The organism is Serratia sp. CY56464 (genome assembly GCF_052168435.1).
Lineage (GTDB): Bacteria > Pseudomonadota > Gammaproteobacteria > Enterobacterales > Enterobacteriaceae > Serratia > Serratia marcescens.
The window spans coordinates 117330-139026 of sequence record NZ_JBJNMV010000003.1 but is presented as its reverse complement, the minus strand read 5'-3'; the positions used below and the strand labels follow the sequence as shown (position 1 = coordinate 139026).

The following is a 21697-nucleotide window of genomic DNA, read 5'->3' as shown; positions in this document are numbered from 1 at the left end:
CGTTATTTTTCTGCCCCGATAGTAGGGCGACCGTCGCTGGCTTGCTTTATATGAAGGGCCAACTATCATTGCGTTTCGGCCAATCTGCCCGCCAAAGGGAACACATGCGCAACGTCCGCATTGATGACATCGACCACGTAACCCGCGCGGTGATCGCCATCGGCACCGATTATCCGCCGGGGCATCTGCTGCCAATGCACAGCCACCGGCGCGCGCAGTTGCTGTACGGCGCTACCGGCGTCATGCACGTTTTCACGCAGCAAGGCAATTGGGTCGTTCCGCCGCAGCACGCGGTGTGGCTGCCGCCGCAGATGCCGCACGCGGTGCGGATGGTCGGCGTCACCACCCGCAGCCTGTACCTTGAACCCGGCGCGTTGCCCGCCGAACGGCCGCAGGTATGTCAGGTGGTCAGCGTCACTCCGCTGATGCGCCAGCTGTTGATGGCGGCGGTGGATATGCCGCTGGAGTATGAACAACAGGGCCGCGACGGAGCGCTGGCAGCGCTGCTGCTGCACGAGCTGGCCAGGCTGCAGCCCTTGCCGTTGCACATCCCGCTGCCCGCCGATCCTCGGCTGGGTGAGCTGTGCCGCGCCTTTTTGCAGTACCCCGACGCCCACGACTCCGCGCAGCGGTGGGCGCCTCGTCTGTACATGAGCATTCGCACCTTCAGCCGCTTCTTTCGCGCGCAGACCGGCCTGCCGTTTTCACAATGGCGTCAGCGCGCCTGCGTGGTGCTGGCGTTGGCGCTGCTGGCCGAAGGACGCAGCGTGACGCAGGTGGCGATGGAAATGGGGTATGACAGCAGCGCGGCGTTCTCAACCATGTTCCGCCGCGTGCTGGGGCAGGCGCCCTCCTCCTATCTGACGGAAGACGGGCGCGACGGTTGACGGATTAGCGGAATTTCTTGTGGTTGGCGTCGCGGGTTTGCTTGAAGCCCTGCGCCAGCTGCTTCGCTTCGGCGACTTTGCCCTGATTGGCCAGCGCCAGCGCCTGATCGATTTGGCCGATCAGGGTATCCAACCCGCTGCGGAAATCTTTCATCTCCGGGCTGTCGGCGGCTTTGTCTTCCAGCTTCGGCGGGGTGCCCTGTTTGGCATCCTGCGCGGCAGCGCGCATGTTCTGCAGGCTCTGTGTGAGGGTAGCGGCGGAGTCGGTATTCAGCACCGTTTTGTAGTTTTCCGCCAGGGTGTCCATATCGTCGCCAAGATCGGCGGCGACCGCCAGCGAACTGGCTGCCAGCAGCGTCAACGCCGCCAGCGCTTTCAGGGTATTCTGCATGTTTGCTCACCTTCCAGTTATTGTTTTAATTAACCCACCGTTACCATAGGCAAGGCCGGGAAAAATCGAAACCGGAGATTTGTAAGCAAGGTTGAGACGGGATAACGCGCAGCCGGCGGGCGCCGGCCGCGCAGCGGATCACTGGCCGGCGATCTTCATTTCCGGCAGCAGCACCGAACCGCACTGGATATTGCTGCGGGTTTCGATATCGCTGCCGACACTGACGATGTTGCGCAGCATGTCTTTCAGGTTGCCGGCGATGGTGATCTCGCTGACCGGATATTGGATCTCACCGTTTTCCACCCAGAAACCGGCGGCGCCGCGCGAGTAATCGCCGGTGACGCCGCTGACGCCCTGGCCCATCAACTCGGTGACCACCAGGCCGGTGCCGAGCTGCTTCAGCATGCCGGCGAAGTCCGCGCCCTGCCCGGCAATGCGCCAGTTATGGATGCCGCCGGCATGGCCGGTGCTGTGCAGGCCCAGCTTGCGCGCCGAGTAGCTGGTCATCAGCCAGGTTTGCAGCACGCCGTCCTTGACGATATCGCGCCTCTGGGTGCGCACGCCCTCGCTGTCGAACGGCGTCGACGCCAGCCCTTTCAGCAGGTGCGGATGCTCCTCGACGGTCAGCCACTCCGGCAGAATCTGCTTGCCGAGCGAGTCCAACAGGAAGGTAGATTTGCGATAAACGCTGCTGCCGCTGATGGCGCCCACCAGATGGCCGAACAATCCGGTGGCCACCTCGGAGGCGAACAGCACCGGCGCCTTCATGGTCGACAATTTGCGCGGCGCGAGACGCGCCAACGTGCGGCGGGCGCACTCCTGCCCCACCCACTCCGGGCTGTGCAGATCGCCCATCGCCCGACCTATGGTGTAAGCGTAATCCCGCTCCATGTCGCCGTCCTGTTCTGCGATGACGCAGCTGGACAGCGAGTGACGGCTGGAACAATAGCTTTGCAGCATGCCGTGGCTGTTGCCGAACACCTTGATGCCGTAGTGGCTGTTGAAACTGCCGCCTTCGGTGTTGGTAATGCGTTTGTCCGCCGCCAGCGAAGCCTGCTCGGCGCGCGCCGCCAGCTCGATGCCGCGCTCGGCGTCCAGCTCGGTCGGGTGGAACAGATCGAGATCCGGCGCCTCGAACGCCAGCAGATCTTTCTCCGCCGGGCCGGCGCAAGGATCCTCAGAGGTGTAGCGCGCGATGTCCAGCGCCGCCTGTACGGTGCGGGCGATGGCGTCCGGGCTGAGATCGGTGGAAGAGGCGCTGCCTTTACGCTGGCGGTGATACACGGTGATGCCCAGCGCGCCATCGCTGTTGAACTCGACGTTTTCCACTTCGCCGAAGCGGGTGCTGACGCTGATGCCGGTCGATTTGGTGACCGCGACTTCCGCCGCGTCGGAACCGGCGCGGGCCAGCTCCAGCGCCTGAGAAACGGCCTGTTCCAGCGCCTTGCGCTGTTCTGCAACTTGAGTGACTACTTTCATCAATCTGCCATAATTAATCAGAAAATCGTTGAGAAAAGTGCCGGAGCGGCGTAGTTGTGCACGCGGGGCGGCGCGCAAAAATCCTGAGATCTCTGCCGTTGAGTCTAACAGGAACCGCGTTGAATTTCGCATAAAGCCGGCAACCTGTTAGGATTAGCCTCTTTTTAACGGAGCCTACCATGAACAAACAGCCTGAAGACTGGCTCGACGATGTCCCGGAGAATGAAAACGAGGACGATGACGAGATTATCTGGGTCAGTAAAAGTGAAATTAAACGTGATGCCGAAGCGCTGAAAGACCTGGGGGCCGAAATGGTCGATCTGGGCAAAAACGCGCTGGACCGCATTCCGTTGGACGAAGATTTGCGCGCCGCCATCGAGCTGGCGCAGAAGATCAAGAAAGAGGGCCGTCGCCGTCAGCTGCAGCTGATCGGCAAAATGCTGCGCGCCCGCGATATCGAGCCGATCCAGACCGCGCTCGACAAGCTGAAAAACCGCCACAACCAGCAGGTTTCCCTGTTCCATAAACTGGAAGCGCTGCGCGACCGCCTGGTGGAAGAAGGCGATGACGTCATTCCGTCGATCCTGGATCTGTATCCGGCCGCCGATCGCCAACAGCTGCGTTCACTGGTGCGCAACGCGCAGAAAGAGAAGGCCGCCAACAAGCCGCCTAAGGCTTACCGCCAGATCTTCCAATACCTGCGCGAGCTGGCCGAAGCGGCCGACTAAGCGCCGCCATCCCGGGATGAACCCGTTTCATCCCCGGTGATGCGCCGGTTCGCCGCTGCTTTCGCGGATATTGAAGCGCAGGCTGCCTTCCAGCTCTTCTTCCGCCTCTTCAAACAGCAGAATGATCGCGCCGAAACGACGCTTGCTGCGGGCATTCAGGTGAGTGAACTCGATTTCCACCGGCAGACCGATATCGCCAGTCACTACGTCCCACAGCGCGTCGAGGTTGGCGCCGAATCCCTCTTCCAGCGCAAACTTGTGCGCAAAATCGCGGTAGAAGGTCGGCACATCCTGGATCTGTTCAAAATCAAACTCTACTTTTGCCATCAAACTCACTCCACACGAATGAAGTTTTTGTAATGGTCGCGCGTGACGAAGATCAGACCGTCGCTCGAATACAGCAGGCGATCGGCGCCGCGCCGGCCACACTGGTAATTGATGTCCGCTTCGCGCCAGACCCGGCCGCCGGCGCTCGGCAGTTGTCCTTCACGGTTAGAGAATCGATCGCCGCCAATCGCCTTGCCCGGCAATACCGTACAGAGGTTGCCTGAACGCGGGTCCCAGCCCTGCTCGCGCGCCTGCTTCTTGGTGACGTAATAGCCCGGCAGCCGCTGATGCTGCTGCAGGTAGCTCACCACCGTTTGCTGCTGCGTGAGCCGATCGATGCTCTGCTGTTGCCCCGCCGGCGCTTGCACCACCGTCGCATTGCCGCCGATCGCACGGTGCTCGTTGCCGCGCAGCGCGCTGAAGACGGCGATGACCACGGCGATGACAATCGCCAACAGAATCCGCTTGTTCATGACATTCCCTGAAATTATGCCGCCGAAGGCGCCGCAGCTCCCCTAGGCTAGTTAGGTATATAGTCGACCTGGATGAAACTAAGATGACCGGCACGTCACGTTTTCGCGGCGGTGAGCGTTTCATCCATTCATGACAATGATGCCACTTTCCAGTCGTTCTGGCACTCGGAGTCTCTCTGAAAACAGGCCGCCTCACATGAGACGGCCCGCCATGTCAGGCACTGCTTTCAGTATAGTCAGGGAAGGCGCCGCACAACGCGGCGCAACAGGAGGGAACGCATCAATCGATCAAGGCGTGACGATAGCGATGCAGCATGTCGGCCAGGCGTTTCACCGGCCCGGTGACGCTGAGCGGCGCCTGATTGTCCACCAGCTTCTGCTGGTACTCGTTCATTTCACCCAGCAAGCGATCGTAGTAATAGGCGCGCTTGACGTCGTTCTTGGCGGAGACCACCCGATCGGCGGTGCTGCGGATCTGGCGGTGGAAGGCCGACAGCTCTTCGCTGACCGGAATCTCCGCCCGCTGCATGCGCTGGTGGGCAATGATCAGGTTCAACGCCAGACGATACTTGGCGATGTCGTTCGGGAACATCATCAGCAGCTGGTTAAGCTGCTGATACAGCGCAGGCAGATGGTTTTGCCGACGACGCGCCGCCTTGGTGGTCAGCGCCGACACCGCGCTGCTGACGAACTGGTTGAGCAACGTGCGCCCGGTGCGTTCACGCGAATTGTCGCGGATCAGCAGCAGCACCATCAGCCCAACGCAGCTGCCGAGGAACTGGCCCAGCGCCCCGTCGAGAAACTGGGTGACGTTGAACTCCATCGGGTTGCTCAGCACCAGAATGTTGATGGTCCCTGCCAGCAGCCCCAGCGAACCGAGCCGCCGCTTCTGCACCTCGATGCCGATGAAAAACGCCAGCAGACCGAGGCTGAGACACAGCAGCAAAATGCTCTGCTGCGTCGCCGGCAGGATCACCATGAAGAACAGGGAACCGACCGGGATCGCCGCCAGCATGCCCAGCACGAAATCCATCGCCACCATGCGCGGCGCCGGGGTGCGCATCGCCAGCGAGGTGATCACCGCGATGATCACCATAAAACCGCTGCCGGACGTCCAGCCGGTCCACAGCCACAGCAGGCTGCCGAAGGCCGTCGCCACAAAGGTGCGCAGGCCGTTGATCATCGCGTGATGCCCTTCCGCCGAAGTCGGCTTGACCACGGTTTCGTTGCTCAACACCCCTTCTTCCACCGCGCTGATGCTGCAGTTGGCGTGCACGCCTTTCGACAGCAGCAGGTAGCGCGTCGCCGCGCCGACCCAACCGGTGATGGTCGGCAGCGTTTCCTCGGAACGATGCGTGGTCAGCACCTGGCGCAACAGCTTCATGCGCTTGTGGATCTCCTGCGGGGTTTCCGCCGGGACCATCAGCTGCTCCCGCAGGCTGTCTTTCAGTGCCTCCGGGTGATTCACCAAGATCAGATAGGTTTCGCAGGCCTGGGTGATCAGCGTCAGCGACAGCGTATGCAGCGCTTTTACCCGGCGGTTGACCTTCTGCCAGCGCGAGGACTCCATCATCAGATTGTTGCGCATGCCGTCCAGCGCCGTGGTGCTCTTCACCAGATTGCTCCAGGCGCAGTCGATATCCTCTTTGTCGGCGTTGCTGATGCACATCTGCATCAGGCGGTATTGAGCTACCAGCAGCTGATCCACCGCCCGATCGATGTCCTGTTTGATCGAACGCGGCGAGAACAGCAGATCCGCCAACACGGCGCTGACGATCCCCAGCACGATCTCGCTGCAACGCTCGATGGCGAACTGCGGCGCTTCCAGCAGATGAGACTCGCTGGTGGCGACCGTCACGATGATGATCAGCGCGGTATACCCGGCCAGCCCCCAGGCATAGGAGTTCTCCACCTTGATGAGCGAAGAAAGCCAGGTGCAGAAACCGGCCCAGATGCAGCACAGCAGCAGCATCACCACCGGCGCGCGGGCGGTGGTGATGATAATGATCAGGCCGACGAAGCAGCCGATAAAGGTGCCGATGATACGCAGCCAGCCGCGGTGGCGGATGGCGCCGGAGAAGGGTTCGCCGCCGGCGGCAAAGGCCGGGCCGGCGGCGACGATGGCGGCGGTCATCGCCGACCAGCGCGGGGTTTCCAGATTGAGATGGAAGCCGACGAACAGCGCAAACACAATCGCGAAGCTGAGTTTGAAGGCGAATCTCAGCCGGATAAAGGTTGGGCTGCTCATTAGCCGAACTCACGCAGCCGGTGCATCAGGCGCACAAAAGGCGAGCCGCTGTCGGCATTGCGATCGTTCTTGCCGACGATCACCACGGTGGCGGTGGTGCCGGCCGGGTACGGATGCTGTTGATCCTTGGCGTCCAGCAGGATCTTCACCGGCACGCGCTGCGCCAGGCGCACCCACTCCAGGTTGCTGTCGATCGAGGCCAACCCTTTGTTGTTCACCGTGCTGCTGCTGTTGTTCACCGCCGCCGCCACGCTGTCGACGGTGCCGTGCATGATGCGGTTGCTGCCGAGCGGGGTGATCTCCGCGCGGTCGCCCTTATTCAGGCCATTCAGCTTGGTTTCCTCCAGGTACGCCAGGATGTAGAAGGAATCTTTCTTCACCAGCGCCACCGCCACCGAGCCGCGGGTGATGTATTCGCCGGCATGGACGTTGAGGTTGGTGATCCAGCCATCGGCCGGAGCCCGCACCGTGGTGCGTTCCAGATCCAGCTGCGCCAGCTCGCGCGCCGCCACGGCCTTCGCCAGCTGGTGCTGCACGGTCTGCAGCGAGTTGTTCGACTGGTCAATCTCTTCCTGCGACATCGCCTGCACGCCCAGCTTCACGCGGCGGCCGGCCTCGCGCCGTTTTTCCGCCGCCAACGCTTGATAGTAGGCGACGTCGGCGCCGGCTTCCGCCAACGCCTGCTCATAACGCGGCCGATCGACCACGAACAGCACCTGGCCTTTCTTCACCAGTTGGTTATCCACCACCGGCACGTCGGTCAGCAGGCCGCTGACGTCCGGCGCGATCGCCACCACATCGGCGGTAAACTTGGCATCACGCGTCCACGGCGACTCGGTGTAGAACACCCAGGCCTTGAATATCGCGGCGATGCCCAACAGCACAAGAATCAAAGTGATCGCGATTCGGGTTATTTTTATCGAAAAATTTTTCACAGCGACCTCAAACAAAAAGACATGAAATCAGATAAAACAAGCAGCAATACAGCGCAGTGTTAAACAGCGCCGGATGCCAGACAAAATCGTAAATCCCCGTCGGCTGCAGCAGGCGGCGCAAGAGAAAAAACAGCGCCAGCGACACCAGCAGCTCGAAAAACACCGGCGGAAACGACAGTCCGAAGATGACCATAACCGGAAGCAAACTCATCACTTTTTCCTTATTGTTCACTGCGCCGGGGAAAGACACATCTCGCCATTCACATTCTCTTTACATTTTAGCGTGCGCGCGCCACAAATCTTGACCAGACAGCTTGTCCAGGTCACGAACCCGAAAAAAGGTTAAACTTTGGGGCAGACGTCCACGACAGGGATTGCGAGGGTGCCGGAGGAGCGGCAGGATTACATCGCCGATCGCTCTCGCACGTTGGTAAGGTCTATTCACCCGACCACGTTATATTAGCCTGCTTACTATCAAGGCATCAACAATCTGTGATCTAAATCACTTTTAAGCCAGAGTGAATAATGGAAAGATTAAAACGGATGTCGGTATTCGCCAAAGTGGTTGAGTTCGGGTCGTTTACCGCGGCCGCGCGCCAACTCGGCATGAGCGTTTCATCGATCAGCCAAACCGTCTCGAAACTGGAAAATGAGCTGCAGGTCAAGCTGTTGAACCGCAGCACGCGCAGCATCGGCCTGACTGAGGCCGGCAAAATCTACTATCAGGGCTGCCGACGCATGCTGCAGGAAGTCAGCGAAGTGCATGAACAGCTGTATGCGTTTAACAACACGCCCGCCGGCACGCTGCGCATCGGCAGCTCATCCACCATGGCGCAAAACGTGCTGGCGAACATGACCGCCGAGATGATGAAAGAGTACCCGGGCCTGACGGTCAACCTGGTAACCGGCATTCCGGCGCCGGATCTGATCACCGACGGGCTGGATCTGGTGATCCGCACCGGGGCGCTGCAGGACTCCAGCCTGTTCTCTCGCCGCCTGGGGCAGATGCCGATGGTGGTGTGCGCCGCCAAAAGCTACCTGAGCCAGCACGGCACGCCGCAGAAGCCGAGCGACATGGTCAACTTCTCCTGGCTGGAGTACAGCGTGCGGCCCGACAGCGAATTCGAACTGATGTCGCCGGAAGGTATCACCACGCGCATTTCCCCGCAGGGGCGCTTCGTCACCAACGACTCCTCCACCATGATCCGTTGGCTGAAAAACGGCGCCGGCATCGCCTACGCCCCGCTGATGTGGGTGATCGAAGAGATCAAACGCGGCGAGATCGAGATCCTGTTCAAAAGCTACCATTCGGATCCGCGGCCGATCTACGCGCTCTATACCGAGAAGGACAAACTGCCGCTGAAGGTGCAGGTGTGCATCAATTATTTAACCGACTATTTCGAACGCGTAGCGGCGGTCTATCAGGGCTATCGCTGAGCAGCGCTCAAATAGCGTCGCGCCAGCGCGGCCAGCAGCGTCAGCGCCACCATGCCGAAGCCCCACAGCAGCCAGATGGCGTAGCCCGCCCAGGTCAGCAGCGCAGGAAAATAGCTCGCCAGCCCGCTGCCCAGCTGTTTCAGCCACGGCAGCCAGGCGTCCAGCACCGCCTGCGGCACCAGGCTCAGCACACCGTTCACCGGCAACGATGCATTCCCGGCTGCCTCCGCCAACGCCGGGAGCCAGGCCAGCACCCCGGCTACGCCCCAGGCCAGCAGCGTCCATAGCGCCATGGCGCCCAGCAGCAGCGCGAGTGTCCAACCGCCCCGGTTCACGGCACACCGCCGCCGCACTGCGGACAAAATCGGCTGCCCGACGGCAACGGCGCGGCGCACTGGCCGCAGGTGGCGCTCACCGCGGCAAACGGCTGACCGCAGCGGTGGCAATAACGCGCGCCCGATTTATTCACAGCCCGGCATTCCGGGCACAGCGGCCCCGGCTCGCCATGCTGGTTATAGCGGTTGCCATGATGCCCGCCGCCGTGGCCCGCGCGCTGATGACCGCCGTTAATACCGCCTTGCCCCAACAACCGTTTCAGTAAGCTCATCCCGCCTCTCCTCTGTGCATTGACGCTGAACCTCACTGTAAACCCTGGAGTAAACTCCAGGGTAAAGCCCGGCGAGCAGGATTTACGTTTCATTACATCGTAAAAGTGACAAGGCTTTGATGCCGTTAACAAAAGCACCATCGGCATTATTCCACGCCGCCGCGCTGCGTTATGCTGCGGAAACCTCTCCCTGCATCAGGAATAACCATGAAAAAAATCATACTGGACTGTGACCCGGGGCATGACGACGCCATCGCTCTGTTGCTGGCCTGGGGCAATCCGCAGATCGACCTGCTGGCGGTCACCACCGTGGTGGGTAACCAGACGCTGGACAAAGTGACGCGTAACGCCCTGGCGGTGGCCCGCATCGCCAATATCACCGGCGTCCCCTTCGCCGCCGGCTGCCCGCGCCCGCTGGTGCGCAATATCGAAGTGGCGCCCGACATTCACGGCGACTCAGGCCTCGATGGCCCGGTGCTGCCGGCCCCCCACCTGCAGTTGGACTCACGCCATGCGGTAGACCTGATCATCGAGACCGTGATGGCCCACCCGCCGGGCAGCGTGACGCTGGTGCCGACCGGCGGCCTGACCAATATCGCCATGGCGGTGCGTAAAGAGCCGCGCATTGCCGAACGGGTCAAGGAAGTGGTGCTGATGGGCGGCGGCTATCATGTGGGCAACTGGAGCGCGGTGGCGGAGTTCAATATCAAAATCGATCCCGAGGCGGCGCACATCGTGTTCAACGAAAAATGGCCGCTCACCATGGTCGGGCTGGATCTCACCCATCAGGCGCTGGCCACGCCGGCAGTCTGCGAACGCATCGCCGCCCTCGGCACCCGGCCGGCCGCCTTCGTCGGCGAACTGCTGGCATTCTTTGGCCGTATGTACCAACAGGCGCAAGGCTTCAGCGCCCCGCCGGTACACGATCCTTGCGCGGTGGCCTACGTGATCGACCCGAGCGTCATGACGGTGCGCAAAGCGCCGGTGGATATCGAACTGACCGGCACCCTGACGTTGGGCATGACGGTCACGGACTTCCGCGCGCCGCCGCCGCCGGACTGCCACACCCAGGTGGCGGTCAAACTGGATCAGGATAAATTCTGGGATCTGGTGGTGGATGCGCTAAAGCGGATCGGTGAGGTGGAGTAAGCGGACGGGAGACAAGACTAACGCGCTTGGGCAAGCGCGTTAGTCTGTATTCTGCCGCGGCAACGGGGAGGCTCAAGACATAACGTCTTTTATTTCCAATTCAGCAGAACAATCCTAACAATAAATCATTTTATAAAAACACAAATAAACAGATAGAGACAAGAAGAATCTTAATAAAAATAAAACCATGAAAATCACTTTTAATTTAAAAATCAACAATGGGAAACGATGAAACAAACCTCCTCCGTCACACCGCCGCTGACGAAACAAATTAAACAAGCAGATACCTATTTTATTCTTCACATTACCTGCCGATATAGGCCATTGCCGGGATACCTCACGATATTCACACTCGCCAGCGCAAAGGCCAACCAACTGATTTTAATAAATAAAAATAATAATTAGATTAAAAATTGACTGAATCGCAATAGATTTGAGAAAATAGCGCGTCTGTTTTTGAAAAAACAAAAATGCCTTTTGCGGGTGAAAAATACGGCTTAACCTTTCTTTAGGCGCACAGCCTCACGCATTCTCAGGGCAAACATTATTTATCGCTTCACCATGAAGACGGTTTAAATTTCCCGTGAGACATTTTCGAATTGAACATTACACACATTTCAACATCAGGATAAAGGATAGGGAATAATCAAAACATGCATTCAATAAACGCTATCAGGCCTTGGCAGGTTAACCATGGCCGATAAATCTCCCGCTAACGCAGCGACCATCGCCGTGCTGCCCCTGCTGCTGATCTGGATGGCGGCGCTCCTGCCGATCTATCATCCCAATATGGGCGGCGACGGTCTGGCGCTGCCGCAAAACATTCAGGCCTGGGGCGTCATGGCGCTCACTACGCTGATCGTGACGTTTACCGTTTGCCTGGGTCGCATCCGCCTTTCGCTTACCCCCACCGCCCGGCTATTGCTGCTCGGCATCGCCGTGCTGGCGCTGCCGCTGCTGTATACCCGCCCCGAGTGGCGCGAAGACGCCCTGTGGCGCTGCGCCGGCCTGCTAGGCGGTTGGCTGTTCTATGTCGCCTGCCTGCAGCTGCGCCTAACCCCCAGGCAGCGCAACCTATTGCTGTACGGTCTGCTGTTCGCCGCTGGCGTTCAGGCGCTGCTGGCGGCTCTGCAACTGTTCGCCCCCACGCTGGCGTGGGTATCCCCTCACGGAAGCCGGGTCTACGGCGTCTTTCAGCAACCGAACGTGCTGGGCAGCTTTATCGCCACCGGGCTGGCTTTGGCGCTCTGGCTGCTGCTTGCTCCCCTCTCTGCGCCGATGCGGCGGCGGCAAATCCCGCTGCTCGCGCTGCTGGCCGTTTTCTCCGCCCTGCTGGTGCTGATCCAGTCGCGCGCCGCCTGGCTCGGCGGCGCCTTGGCGGCGGCATTGCTGCTGTGGCGTTTTGCCCGCCAGCGCCCGGCCGCAAGCCGCTGGGCCGGCGGCGCGCTGCTGTTGGGTATGGCGATCGGCCTCACGGTGCTGTTCACCGGTTTCGGTCTGGAGGGTCACACCGGCCTGATCGGTCGGGGGCTATCCAACAGCGCGCGTCTGACCATGCTGCACGACGTCGGCGCCATGATCCTGGCCAAGCCGCTGCTGGGCTGGGGTTACGGCGGTTTTGAATACGGCTTCGCGCACTTCCGCCTGCAGGAAATGCCCTGGCGAGAAGTGCTGGAAGTCGCCGGGCATCCGCACAATGAAATCCTGCTGTGGTGGGTTGAGGGTGGTCTGCCGGCGCTGGCGGGTATCATGATCGTCCTCGCCGCCGGCGCGCTGCTGCTGAAATGCGCCTGGCAACGGGATCGCGCGCAGCGGGACGGCGCGCGCGTCGGGCTGTTCCTGGTGCTGCTGCCAATGCTGGTGCATACCCAGCTGGAATACCCTTTCTATCTGTCTGCGCCGCACTGGCTGGCGTTTCTGTTGCTGCTGGCGTTGCTGGACGGCCAAACCGGCGAGCCCCGCCCGCTGCCGTTCGCCAAAGCCCTGAGCCTGCCGGTGGCGATGGCGGCGGTCGGCGTGCTGGCGATGGCGGTTTTCGCCTGGCAAGGGCGCATGGCGCTCACTCAGTCGGAACGCACGATGCTGGCCAACATCGACAGCATCGAGCAAATGCCGCCGCCAGCCGCCTGGATCTACCGGGAGCGCAAAACGTTCGACGAGCAATCTCACGCGCTGCTGGTCTATAACCAGACACGTGACGATGCCCTGTTGACCGGCTATCGGCAGTGGGCCAATGCCTATCTGCAGCGCCGTATCGACGCCAACGTCTACGCCACGCTGATCATGATCTTGCGCTATCAGGGGGCCCAGGCGGAAGCCGACGCTCGCCTGCGGGAAGCCGCTTTCCTGTTTACGCGGGATGCGCGGTTTAAGTAGGGACAACAAGGTGAGAGCGATGCCTCGTCGCTCTCACCTGCGTCATTTATGTAGCAAAATTAACGCGGCAATATCGCGCACTCTTTATCCAGCAGCGATTCTACCGACGCGCGATTGCCGACGTCCCAGCCGCGCTTCGAGGCCAGCAAGATAAAACCCCGTTGGCCGCCAAACGTGGTGGGCACTAACGCCACGCCATATTCCGCCAGCTGCGGCGGCGACAGATGGAGATAACCCGCCAAATCCTTAATCGGGTAGATGCCCATCACGGCTGGCTGCATCACGCGGCGAGCATAATAGGTGTGGCGCAACAACTTATCCGGCAAAGGCCGCCATTGCTCCTGTACGTAGGGGCGTTCCGCCTGCAATTGGCGCCGCACATCTTCGCGCAGACAGGTCAGGTGAATATGCAATTGGTTCTGGCTGCGGCCATAAGCGGAGTTGATCGCCATGCCCAACATATCATCCGGCACCGGCCCGCCATACTCAGCGGCCAGCCGGTAACGCATCAGCCATGCATAGCCAAAATAGTCCGTCCGTTCCCCGGCCAGCAGCTGCGGGCTTTCGATGCCGGAGAGCGGCGCCGTCGGCACCAGGATGAAGTGATAGGGATAACGCGGGTTTTGCAGCACGCTGAAGCCCTGCGCTTTCCCCTGCGGCATATAAATCTGCTCACACGGGGCCGGATCGCGCTTTTGCTGATAGTTGGCCATGCAGAGCTTATCGACCACGCCCCACAGCGCATCGGAACGGGCGCACCCCGTCAGAGAGAGAACCCCCAGCACCAGCAGCCAATGCCGGGCGGATAAAGCCAGGCGCGTCATTCTCGTAGTGATCTGTTTTTTCGCCACGTCAATTTTATTCCATTATGTCGTACAGGCTACGGCGTCCTGCCGCGCTTAGCGTTACGAATGCGAGAAAGGCCGCAAAATGGAGAATGGTTGAGGGGCCAACGCGCGGCCCCTTGAGGAAAGATTACGCCGTGCCGCCGACGGTCAACGTATCCAGTTTCAGCGTCGGTTGGCCGACGCCTACCGGCACGCTCTGGCCTTCCTTGCCGCACACGCCCACGCCTTTATCGAGCGCCAGATCGTTGCCGACCATCGAGATCTGCTGCATCGCCTCAATGCCGGAGCCGATCAGCGTCGCCCCTTTCACCGGCTTGGTGATACGGCCCTTTTCGATCAGGTAGGCTTCGGTGGTGGAGAACACGAACTTGCCGGAGGTGATGTCCACCTGGCCGCCGCCAAAGTTCGGCGCGTACAGACCGTACTCGACGCTGGCGATGATCTCTTCCGGCGTCGATTGGCCCGCCAGCATGTAGGTGTTGGTCATGCGCGGCATCGGCAGATGCGCGTAGGACTCGCGGCGGCCGTTGCCGGTCGGGGCGACGCCCATCAGCCGCGCGTTGAGCTTGTCCTGCATGTAACCTCTCAATACGCCGTTTTCAATCAGCACATTGTACTGGCCCGGCACGCCTTCGTCGTCGATCGCCAACGAGCCGCGGCGCCCTTGCAGAGTGCCGTCATCCACCACGGTGCACAGTTCGGACGCCACCAGCTCGCCCATATGGCCGCTGAACACCGAGGTGCCGCGTCGGTTGAAGTCGCCTTCCAGGCCGTGGCCCACCGCCTCATGCAGCAGCACGCCCGGCCAGCCGGCGCCCAACACTACCGGCATATTGCCGGCCGGCGCCGCCACCGCGCCAAGATTAACCAGCGCCATGCGCACCGCTTCTTTGGCGTAGGCATCGGCGCGCACGTCGCCGTCGACGGTTTCCAGGAAATAGTCGTAACCGAAACGGCCGCCGCCGCCGCTGGAGCCGCGCTCACGCTTGCCGTCCTGCTCCACCAGCACGCTGACGGAGAGGCGCACCAGCGGGCGAACATCCGCCGCCAGCGTGCCGTCGGTGGCGGCCACCAACACCTGCTCGTAAACGCCGGTAATGCTGGCGTTCACTTCCTGCACTCGCGCATCGGCGGCGCGCGCCACCTTGTCGACGCGGTGCAGCAGGGCGATTTTCTCTTCGCGCGGCAGACTTTGCAGCGGATCGAGCAACGGATACAGCGCCCGGTAACCGATCTCACCCAGGGTATGCGCCCGCCCGTCGCCCTGCTCACGCACGATGCTGCGCGCCGCCTGGGCGCTCTGCTGCAGCGCATTCAGGGTGATCTGATCGGCATAGGCGAAGCCGGTCTTCTCACCGCTTACGGCGCGCACGCCGACGCCCTGGTCGATATTGTAAGAGCCATCCTTGATGATGCCGTCCTCGATCACCCAGGCTTCGTGATAGCTGGACTGGAAATAGAGATCGGCGTAGTCGATACGGCGTTCTGCCAGTTGACCCAGTACCCTGTACAGGTCTTGATGACTCAGCTTGTTGGTAGCGAGTAACTGCTCACTGACAAACGTCAGGCTCATAATGGTTTCACTCTTGATTGGAGGATAGCTTGTCAGACGGCGCCGTCAGCGACGTCTGGAATCGGTTGTGCTGCAGCACCGGCATCTGCGCACGAATATTTTTCAGGCTTGCGGCGTCCACGCGCACTTTCAGCGCCGCCACGGCGTCCGCGTTCTCGGCCAGCACCTTGCCCCAGCCGTCAACCGCCAGCGTGTGGCCCCAGGTGCGACGAGTCGGCCCGTGTCGCCCCACCTGCGCCGGCGCCAGGATCACGCACTGGTTCTCGATCGCCCGGGCGCGCAGCAGGATTTCCCAATGCGCCTCGCCGGTGACCCGGGTAAAGGCCGCCGGCACCGAAATCAATTCGGCGCCCTGCGCCCGCAACGCCTGGAACAGCGCGGGGAAGCGCAGATCGTAGCATATGGTCATGCCCAAACGCCCGACCGGCGTATCCACCACCGTCAGGTGCTGCCCGTGCTGGTAGGTATCCGACTCGCGGTAGCGGCCGTGCGCATCGTTGATGTCCACATCGAACATGTGCAGCTTGTCGTAGCGGGCGCGGATCTCGCCCTGCTCGTCGAACAACAGGCTGCTGGTGGTGATAAGTTCCGGGTTTTCACGGCTGATCAAGGGCATCGAGCCCACCAGCAACCACACGCCATAGCGGCGCGCCAGCTCGCGCACCGCGTTCTGCAGCGGGCCATCGCCCTGTTTTTCCGCCTGTTGGCGGTAGGCCGCGGAGTTGGCGAACAGCAGCGCGTTCTCCGGCGTCATGACCAGTTTTACCCCGGCATTGAGCTGCTTGATCTGCTGTTCAATCTGGGCCAGGTTATCGCGCACCTGATCGCCACTGCACAACTGCAACAACGCAACGTTAGCATTCCTCATGACGCCTTATCCTCCTTTGCCTTACGAAGTACCTCATTGATCTTCGGCTGGTCGAGATCGCCGCCGATATGGTAGCGAATCAGCGAAATCTTGCTCCACAGCGGCCCCAGCACCTGCGAGGCGGCAAATACCGCCGCGCCGACGATCGGGTTGACGACAAACGCCGTGGCCACGCCGACGGTCGCCGAAATCGCCGGCGCCACCACCGCCTCCATATCGATGCGGCGGCGCGCCAGATCGATCTGGCCGCTCATGGCGATGTCCGCCGCCAGGCCGTCGATCAATAGATTATCAGTATGCATTATGCCATCTTTCAGCCAGGCGGTGCTGCGGATGGAATCAAAGTAGAAACCTTTGCCGAAGGTATCGCTGAAATCGAACTGCAGCTTGCGCAGCAGGGCGTCGAAGCTGACCAGCCGCAGCAGCTGGCCGGCGCGGCCGCCGCCCATGCTGTCGATCTCGCCCTTGCCCATCTTGACCTGCAGCGCGCCGCTCAACGTATTCACCTGCGGCTGCCACGGCGCGCCGTGCCAGTACAGATCGAAATCCACGTCGTAAGGCGCCCCTTTCAGCGGGATAGTGATGCCGAAGAAGGCGGCGGTTTCATCGATCTTGCCGCCGAGCAGTTTGCCTTTCAGCGAGCTGCGCTCTTCCTGCGCGTTTTGTTTCCACAGGCCGGTGGCGGTCATGCGCCCTTTGCCGGTATCGACCAGGCCGTGATCCAGCGTCAGGGTATCCCCCCGATTAGTCAGATCCGCCTCGACCTTGCCAAGGTTCTGCCCCAGCACCCAGCACGACTTGCAGCGCAACATCAGCGAAGGCCAGTCGCGGAAGGAAAGTTTCTCGGGCGACGGCGCCGCCGCGCCCGCCGCGTTTTTCGTCTCGGCGAACTGTGGGTTGTAATACAGGTAGTTGATATCGGCGCGCCACGGCCCGCGATCGGCCACCCGCAGGCTGCCGTCCACTTCGTCGCTCTTGGCGCTCACCAGGGTAGCGCCAAGCTGTTTTTCGGCCGACAGCGTCAGCTTATGCCAGGCCTGGCCGCCCAACAGCAGCTGCGGCGTGGTCAGCGCCACGGTGGTGGGGAAGCTGAAACCGCCCACCTGACCGCTGCCGCCGCCCTGTTTCAGCGCCGGCGCCAGCAGCGCCAGCCATTGCTCGCCGTCCAGCGCCGGCAGGTTCAGCGTCATCGATTTGCCGGCCGGCAGCGGCGGGGTGCCGCCACCGTTGGTTTGCCACGCGGCGCGCGCCAGATTCACCTGTTTTTTGTCGAAGTTCCATTCACTGTTGAAGCGGTTCTGTTTGCCCGCGCTGCCGGTCAACATGAAGCCGTTCAAACCGCCTTTGACCTTGACGTTCACCGGTAGCGCTTCGCCCGGCGCCTTGTCCAGCGGTGAAGGTAAGTGACTGCTCACTTTCTTCAGGTCTGCGTCAAGGCCGATATCGTAGCTGGCCGAACCTTGGTGCGGCAGCGTGATGGCCACCTGGCTCTGCCAGGGTGCGCTGCCGCTGAGCGCATCGGCGGCCTCTTTCGGCAGGCCGGGGAACTTGCCCGGCAACCAGTCTCCTTTCAGGCCGACGTTGACCTTGTAGTCACGCTCGCCCTCCTGCGTGGAAAAGTTGACCGCCACCGGCTGCCCGAACCAGTTGGCCGACAGGGGGTCGCTCTGCAGGTTGCCGTTGTCGAAGCGGAACTTGCCGCTGAGCTTTTGCAGTTCGCTGTCCAGCGGCTTTATCAGCAACGAATTGTTGTTCAGCGCCACTTCGCCGGTGGCTCTGACCTGCTCGCCGTCCAGGGGGATATCAAGATGTAAGCGCCCACTGACATCACCGCCAATCTGCAGCTGCTCCAGCGCCGCCCCCAGCGAATCGTGCAACGGTGTCTGCATGAAGTAGTCATGTACGTCGCTGCCCGCACCCGCGACGTCGGCGTCGATCAGCAACCGCTCTTTCAGGTAATCCGGGATCACCGCGCTGATATTTTTGCCCGCCACCTTGCCCAATCGGGTTTGCGGCGCATGCATCCACAATCCCTCGTTGGCGAAATCGAGATCGATAGCCAAATCGGTCAGCGCCGGCCAGCCCGGTTGAAACTGGAAGGTGGCGTGACGCAGCGGCACGAAGACTTCAAACTGCCCTTCGTTTTTACGATACGGGAAGTGCTGCGGATCGCCGGAATAAATCAGCGTGGCGTTATCCACCTGGCCGCCCTGAATGGCGCCGCTCAGGTAGTCCACCAGATGCTTGCCCATCAACGGCTCCGGGAAATAGCGCCAGGCGTCGGCGCCGTCATACAGGCGGATGCCCGCCAGAATGTTCAGCCACGGCTCGCCCTTGGCCGGCTGCTGATAACGGAAATCACCGTTGACCCACAGCGACTTCGCCTTGACGTCCAGCCCCTGGCTCGCCAGCTCCCAACCTTGGTCGTTGTAACGCCAGGTCAGCGCGCCGCGCGCGCGGCTGATTTCAAGCGGAGCGCGGAACATGTCGCCGTAAGGCAGGGTGCTGTCAGTGAGCCCCAGCGTCAGGCGGCCGTTCTCCACCCCGCCGCTCAACGCGCCGGAGAAGTGGTTGACGCCCGGCAGCAGTTCCCAACGCTGCCAGCTGACATCGCGCCACAGCGCCTGAAAACGGCTCTTTTCCGGCTGCTTGAGCGGGATGTCCAGCGCCAGCGCTGCCACCTGCCCCTGCGGCTGCAGATCGTTCCAGCGCTCGAGCGCGTCCGGACTGAGGAACGAGAAGGTCGGCAGCAGTGCCGACAGGCGCTCCAGTTGAAGGTGAGTCGCGCGCACCCGCAGCTCTTCATTCTGCGCCGGCCCCATGAATTCGGTGTTTTCCGGCAGCCACAGCGCGGAAAGCGCGCCCTGCGGCCAGGCCTGGCCGTCGGTGCTCAACCGCAGCTGCGGCACGTCGAGCTGCCAACCGGTGCCCTGGCGGCGCAACGACAGCGCCAGATTGTCCACATCCAGCCGGTGCTGCGCGGCGCCGGTATTCCAGTTGGCCGCCCCCTGCTTGAGCAACGCATGGCCGCCGGCGATTTCGCCGTTCTGCACCTGCAGCCAGGCCGCCAGACTGAAGTCGGCGCTTTCCAGCCCGGTATTGGCGCGCAGCCAGCGGGTAAACCAGGGTTTCATGTCGATGTTATCGGCCTGCAGATAGACCGTGCCGGTGTCCAGCAGGCCCTGATTATCGCGCAGGTCCATGCGCAGCTGCACCACGCCGTGTTGGCCGTTCAGCGTCGACAGGCTGATCTGCCCTTCGGCGCGGTGGCGATCGCGGCCGTTGAGCCAGGTCAGCTGGGGAATGTCGAATTCGGCGCGCGCGCCGGCGGGCGTCAGGAACGAGATACGGCTGTCGCGCAGATCGAAATGGTCGAGCTGGCGCAGCATCAGATCGCTGATTTTACCGGGTTCAAGGCCGTCGCCCTGCCGATCGGCGCCCAGCGTGGCGTTCAAATCGAGGCGGAATTGATAGAAGGTCAGATCGCGGAACTGCCAGCGCCAGTGCAGCAGCGATTGCCACACGTCCAGCGCCAGCGTCACGCGTTCGATATGCACATCGCTTTTGGGCAGCGTAACGCTCAGGTTGCGCACTTCAAGCTGTGGGCCGAAGGTTTCCCAACTGCCCTGCAGGAAATCCATCTGCACGGGCACGCCGGACAGCTTCTCCACCTGCGCCAGCAGTTGGGGACGGTAGTCGTTCAGCTTCGGCAGCATCAGGCGCAGCCCGCTGATCAGCAGCGCCACAATCACGATTAGGGTGGCGCCTGTTGCTAACAGAATCCCAGGCAGTCGCCTCACGCAGTTCTCCTTGCTCCGCTGCCTGGCAACGGGAATATCTATGCACTGACGGGCCCGGCGGCCGGGCCCCTACCGATGTCGGGCGGGCTACATCATGACGACGTCGAACTGCTCCTGGCTGTACAACGGTTCGATCTGCACCTTCACCTGTTTGCCGACGAAGATCTCCACTTCGGCCAGCGCATGCGACTCTTCGCTCTTCAGCGCTTCGCCGACCGCCGCGGAGGCGTACACCAGGAAGCGATCGGAATCGTAAGCATGGTGCACGCGCACAATCTCGCGCAGGATCTCGTAGCACACGGTTTCCACCGTTTTCACGGTGCCGCGCCCATTGCAAGTAGGACAATCGTGACAGAGCACATGTTCAATGCTTTCACGCGTGCGTTTACGCGTCATTTCAACTAAGCCTAGCTGAGAGAAGCCGTTGATCGTGGTTTTTACCCGATCTTTACTCAACGCCTGCTCCAGCGAGTGCAGCACCCGGCGGCGATGCTCTTCGTTGTTCATATCGATAAAGTCGATGATGATGATGCCGCCCAGGTTGCGCAGCCGCAGCTGGCGCGCGATGGCCTGCGTCGCCTCGATGTTGGTATTGAAAATGGTTTCGTCGAGGTTGCGGTGGCCGACGAAGGCGCCGGTGTTGATGTCAACCGTGGTCATCGCCTCGGTCTGATCGATGATCAGATAGCCGCCGGACTTCAGCTCCACCTTGCGCTCCAGCGCGCGCTGGATCTCGTTTTCCACATCGTACAGATCGAAAATCGGCTGGCTGCCGGTATAGAGCTCGAGCTTGTTGGTGATGTCCGGAATGTACTCGCCGGTGAACTCCACCAGCAGATCGTGCGTCAGCCGCGAATCGACGCGAATGCGATCCAGCGCCGCGCCGGCGAAATCGCGCAAAATGCGCTGCGCCAACGCCAGCTCGCCGTACAGCTTGTATTTGGTCTGGTTGCGCTTCTTGCGCTCCATCACCTTGGTCCACAGGCGTTTGAGGAATGCGGCGTCCTGCGCCAGCTCTTCCTCGCCGATGCCTTCCGCCGCAGTGCGGATGATAAAACCGCCCAGCTCGTCGCAGTGCGGCGCCACGATCGCCTTCAGGCGCTCGCGCTCGGCTTCGCTTTCGATGCGCTGCGACACGCCGACGTGCGCCGCGCCCGGCATGAAGACCAGATAACGCGAAGGCAGCGTGATATCGGTGGTCAGACGCGCGCCCTTGGTGCCAAGCGGATCTTTCACCACCTGCACCATCAGGTCTTGCCCCTGGCGCACCAGCTCGGCGATGTCGCGCACGTGGAAGTTTTTCCGCTCGTCGCCGGCGACGCATTCGGTATGCGGCATGATGTCGGAGGCGTGCAGGAAGGCGGCCTTGTCCAGGCCGATGTCGACGAACGCCGCCTGCATGCCCGGCAGGACGCGGCTGACGCGCCCTTTATAAATATTGCCGACGATGCCGCGTTTGGATTCGCGTTCGATATGGATCTCTTGCAAAATGCCGCCATCGATATAGGCGACCCGCGTTTCAGACGGTGTGATATTAACCAGTAGCTCAGCTGTCATGCCTTCTCCTCAGA

General features: G+C 61.5%; 19 protein-coding genes. 5 read left to right on the top strand and 14 right to left on the bottom strand.

Going from position 1 to position 21697, the window contains the following annotated elements:
• The first annotated feature begins 104 nt into the window (after positions 1–104).
• Positions 105–887: an AraC family transcriptional regulator gene (locus tag ACJ8KE_RS16820; RefSeq protein ID WP_306376972.1), complete on the top strand. Its 783-nt coding sequence runs from the start codon at positions 105–107 to the stop codon at positions 885–887.
• 4 nt (positions 888–891) lie between these two features.
• On the opposite strand, the gene cybC is transcribed toward ACJ8KE_RS16820, so the two are convergent.
• The gene (cybC, locus tag ACJ8KE_RS16815; protein ID WP_016930224.1) at positions 892–1278 is read right to left on the bottom strand and encodes a cytochrome b562; all 387 of its coding nucleotides are present in this window, start codon (positions 1276–1278) and stop codon (positions 892–894) included.
• A gap of 138 nt (positions 1279–1416) precedes the next feature.
• Positions 1417–2757, bottom strand: a complete 1341-nt coding sequence (pmbA, locus tag ACJ8KE_RS16810; protein ID WP_033639296.1) for a metalloprotease PmbA — start codon at positions 2755–2757, stop codon at positions 1417–1419.
• A 179-nt stretch (positions 2758–2936) separates the two neighbouring features.
• On the opposite strand from pmbA, the gene yjgA reads away from it, so the two are divergent.
• On the top strand, positions 2937–3485 hold the full coding sequence (yjgA, locus tag ACJ8KE_RS16805; protein WP_004936968.1) for a ribosome biogenesis factor YjgA: 549 nt from the start codon (positions 2937–2939) through the stop codon (positions 3483–3485).
• Between the two features lie 27 nt (positions 3486–3512).
• On the opposite strand, the gene ACJ8KE_RS16800 is transcribed toward yjgA, so the two are convergent.
• The 5 genes from ACJ8KE_RS16800 to aaeX all read right to left on the bottom strand — a co-directional run bounded on the left by ACJ8KE_RS16800 (position 3513) and on the right by aaeX (position 7679).
• The gene (locus ACJ8KE_RS16800) at positions 3513–3812 is read right to left on the bottom strand and encodes a barstar family protein (RefSeq protein ID WP_141999037.1); all 300 of its coding nucleotides are present in this window, start codon (positions 3810–3812) and stop codon (positions 3513–3515) included.
• 5 nt (positions 3813–3817) lie between these two features.
• A complete protein-coding gene (locus ACJ8KE_RS16795; RefSeq protein WP_016930225.1) occupies positions 3818–4285 on the bottom strand; it encodes a ribonuclease in 468 nt (155 codons plus the stop codon).
• Between the two features lie 280 nt (positions 4286–4565).
• Positions 4566–6533, bottom strand: coding sequence for a p-hydroxybenzoic acid efflux pump subunit AaeB (gene aaeB, locus ACJ8KE_RS16790; protein ID WP_442517318.1), 1968 nt, complete (start codon positions 6531–6533; stop codon positions 4566–4568).
• Positions 6533–7468: a p-hydroxybenzoic acid efflux pump subunit AaeA gene (gene aaeA / locus ACJ8KE_RS16785; RefSeq protein ID WP_028127537.1), complete on the bottom strand. Its 936-nt coding sequence runs from the start codon at positions 7466–7468 to the stop codon at positions 6533–6535. The genes aaeB and aaeA overlap by 1 nt, the downstream gene beginning before the upstream one ends.
• Before the next feature lie 7 nt (positions 7469–7475).
• Positions 7476–7679, bottom strand: coding sequence for a p-hydroxybenzoic acid efflux pump operon protein AaeX (gene aaeX, locus ACJ8KE_RS16780; protein ID WP_004936952.1), 204 nt, complete (start codon positions 7677–7679; stop codon positions 7476–7478).
• A 314-nt stretch (positions 7680–7993) separates the two neighbouring features.
• Here aaeX and aaeR point away from each other — a divergent pair, with 314 nt between their 5' ends.
• Positions 7994–8905, top strand: coding sequence for an HTH-type transcriptional activator AaeR (aaeR, locus tag ACJ8KE_RS16775; protein ID WP_025304394.1), 912 nt, complete (start codon positions 7994–7996; stop codon positions 8903–8905).
• Here the strand turns inward: aaeR and ACJ8KE_RS16770 are convergent.
• Both ACJ8KE_RS16770 and ACJ8KE_RS16765 read right to left on the bottom strand, forming a co-directional pair.
• Complete coding sequence (locus tag ACJ8KE_RS16770; RefSeq protein WP_016930229.1) at positions 8896–9240, bottom strand: hypothetical protein; 345 nt, start codon at positions 9238–9240, stop codon at positions 8896–8898. The genes aaeR and ACJ8KE_RS16770 overlap by 10 nt on opposite strands.
• The gene (locus ACJ8KE_RS16765; RefSeq protein WP_016930230.1) at positions 9237–9512 is read right to left on the bottom strand and encodes a zinc ribbon domain-containing protein; all 276 of its coding nucleotides are present in this window, start codon (positions 9510–9512) and stop codon (positions 9237–9239) included. Before ACJ8KE_RS16765 ends, ACJ8KE_RS16770 begins: the two co-directional genes overlap by 4 nt.
• A gap of 207 nt (positions 9513–9719) precedes the next feature.
• Between ACJ8KE_RS16765 and uriH the strand changes: the two genes are divergently transcribed.
• Both uriH and ACJ8KE_RS16755 read left to right on the top strand, forming a co-directional pair.
• A complete protein-coding gene (gene uriH / locus ACJ8KE_RS16760; protein WP_016930231.1) occupies positions 9720–10661 on the top strand; it encodes a uridine-preferring nucleoside hydrolase UriH in 942 nt (313 codons plus the stop codon).
• A gap of 693 nt (positions 10662–11354) precedes the next feature.
• Positions 11355–13037, top strand: a complete 1683-nt coding sequence (locus ACJ8KE_RS16755) for a PglL family O-oligosaccharyltransferase (protein WP_116403817.1) — start codon at positions 11355–11357, stop codon at positions 13035–13037.
• A gap of 59 nt (positions 13038–13096) precedes the next feature.
• On the opposite strand, the gene ACJ8KE_RS16750 is transcribed toward ACJ8KE_RS16755, so the two are convergent.
• The 5 genes from ACJ8KE_RS16750 to rng all read right to left on the bottom strand — a co-directional run bounded on the left by ACJ8KE_RS16750 (position 13097) and on the right by rng (position 21683).
• A complete protein-coding gene (locus tag ACJ8KE_RS16750) occupies positions 13097–13861 on the bottom strand; it encodes a CDP-diacylglycerol diphosphatase (protein WP_097101330.1) in 765 nt (254 codons plus the stop codon).
• A 151-nt stretch (positions 13862–14012) separates the two neighbouring features.
• On the bottom strand, positions 14013–15458 hold the full coding sequence (gene tldD / locus ACJ8KE_RS16745) for a metalloprotease TldD (protein WP_016930234.1): 1446 nt from the start codon (positions 15456–15458) through the stop codon (positions 14013–14015).
• Positions 15459–15465: 7 nt separating this feature from the next.
• Positions 15466–16326, bottom strand: a complete 861-nt coding sequence (nit1, locus tag ACJ8KE_RS16740) for a deaminated glutathione amidase (RefSeq protein ID WP_060445053.1) — start codon at positions 16324–16326, stop codon at positions 15466–15468.
• Positions 16323–20126 (bottom strand): AsmA2 domain-containing protein YhdP, encoded by a 3804-nt coding sequence (yhdP, locus tag ACJ8KE_RS16735; protein ID WP_306376974.1) that lies wholly within the window; start codon positions 20124–20126, stop codon positions 16323–16325. Before yhdP ends, nit1 begins: the two co-directional genes overlap by 4 nt.
• 87 nt (positions 20127–20213) lie before the next feature.
• Entirely contained in the window at positions 20214–21683 is a 1470-nt protein-coding gene (gene rng / locus ACJ8KE_RS16730; RefSeq protein WP_016930237.1) for a ribonuclease G, read from the bottom strand.
• Positions 21684–21697 lie beyond the last annotated feature (14 nt).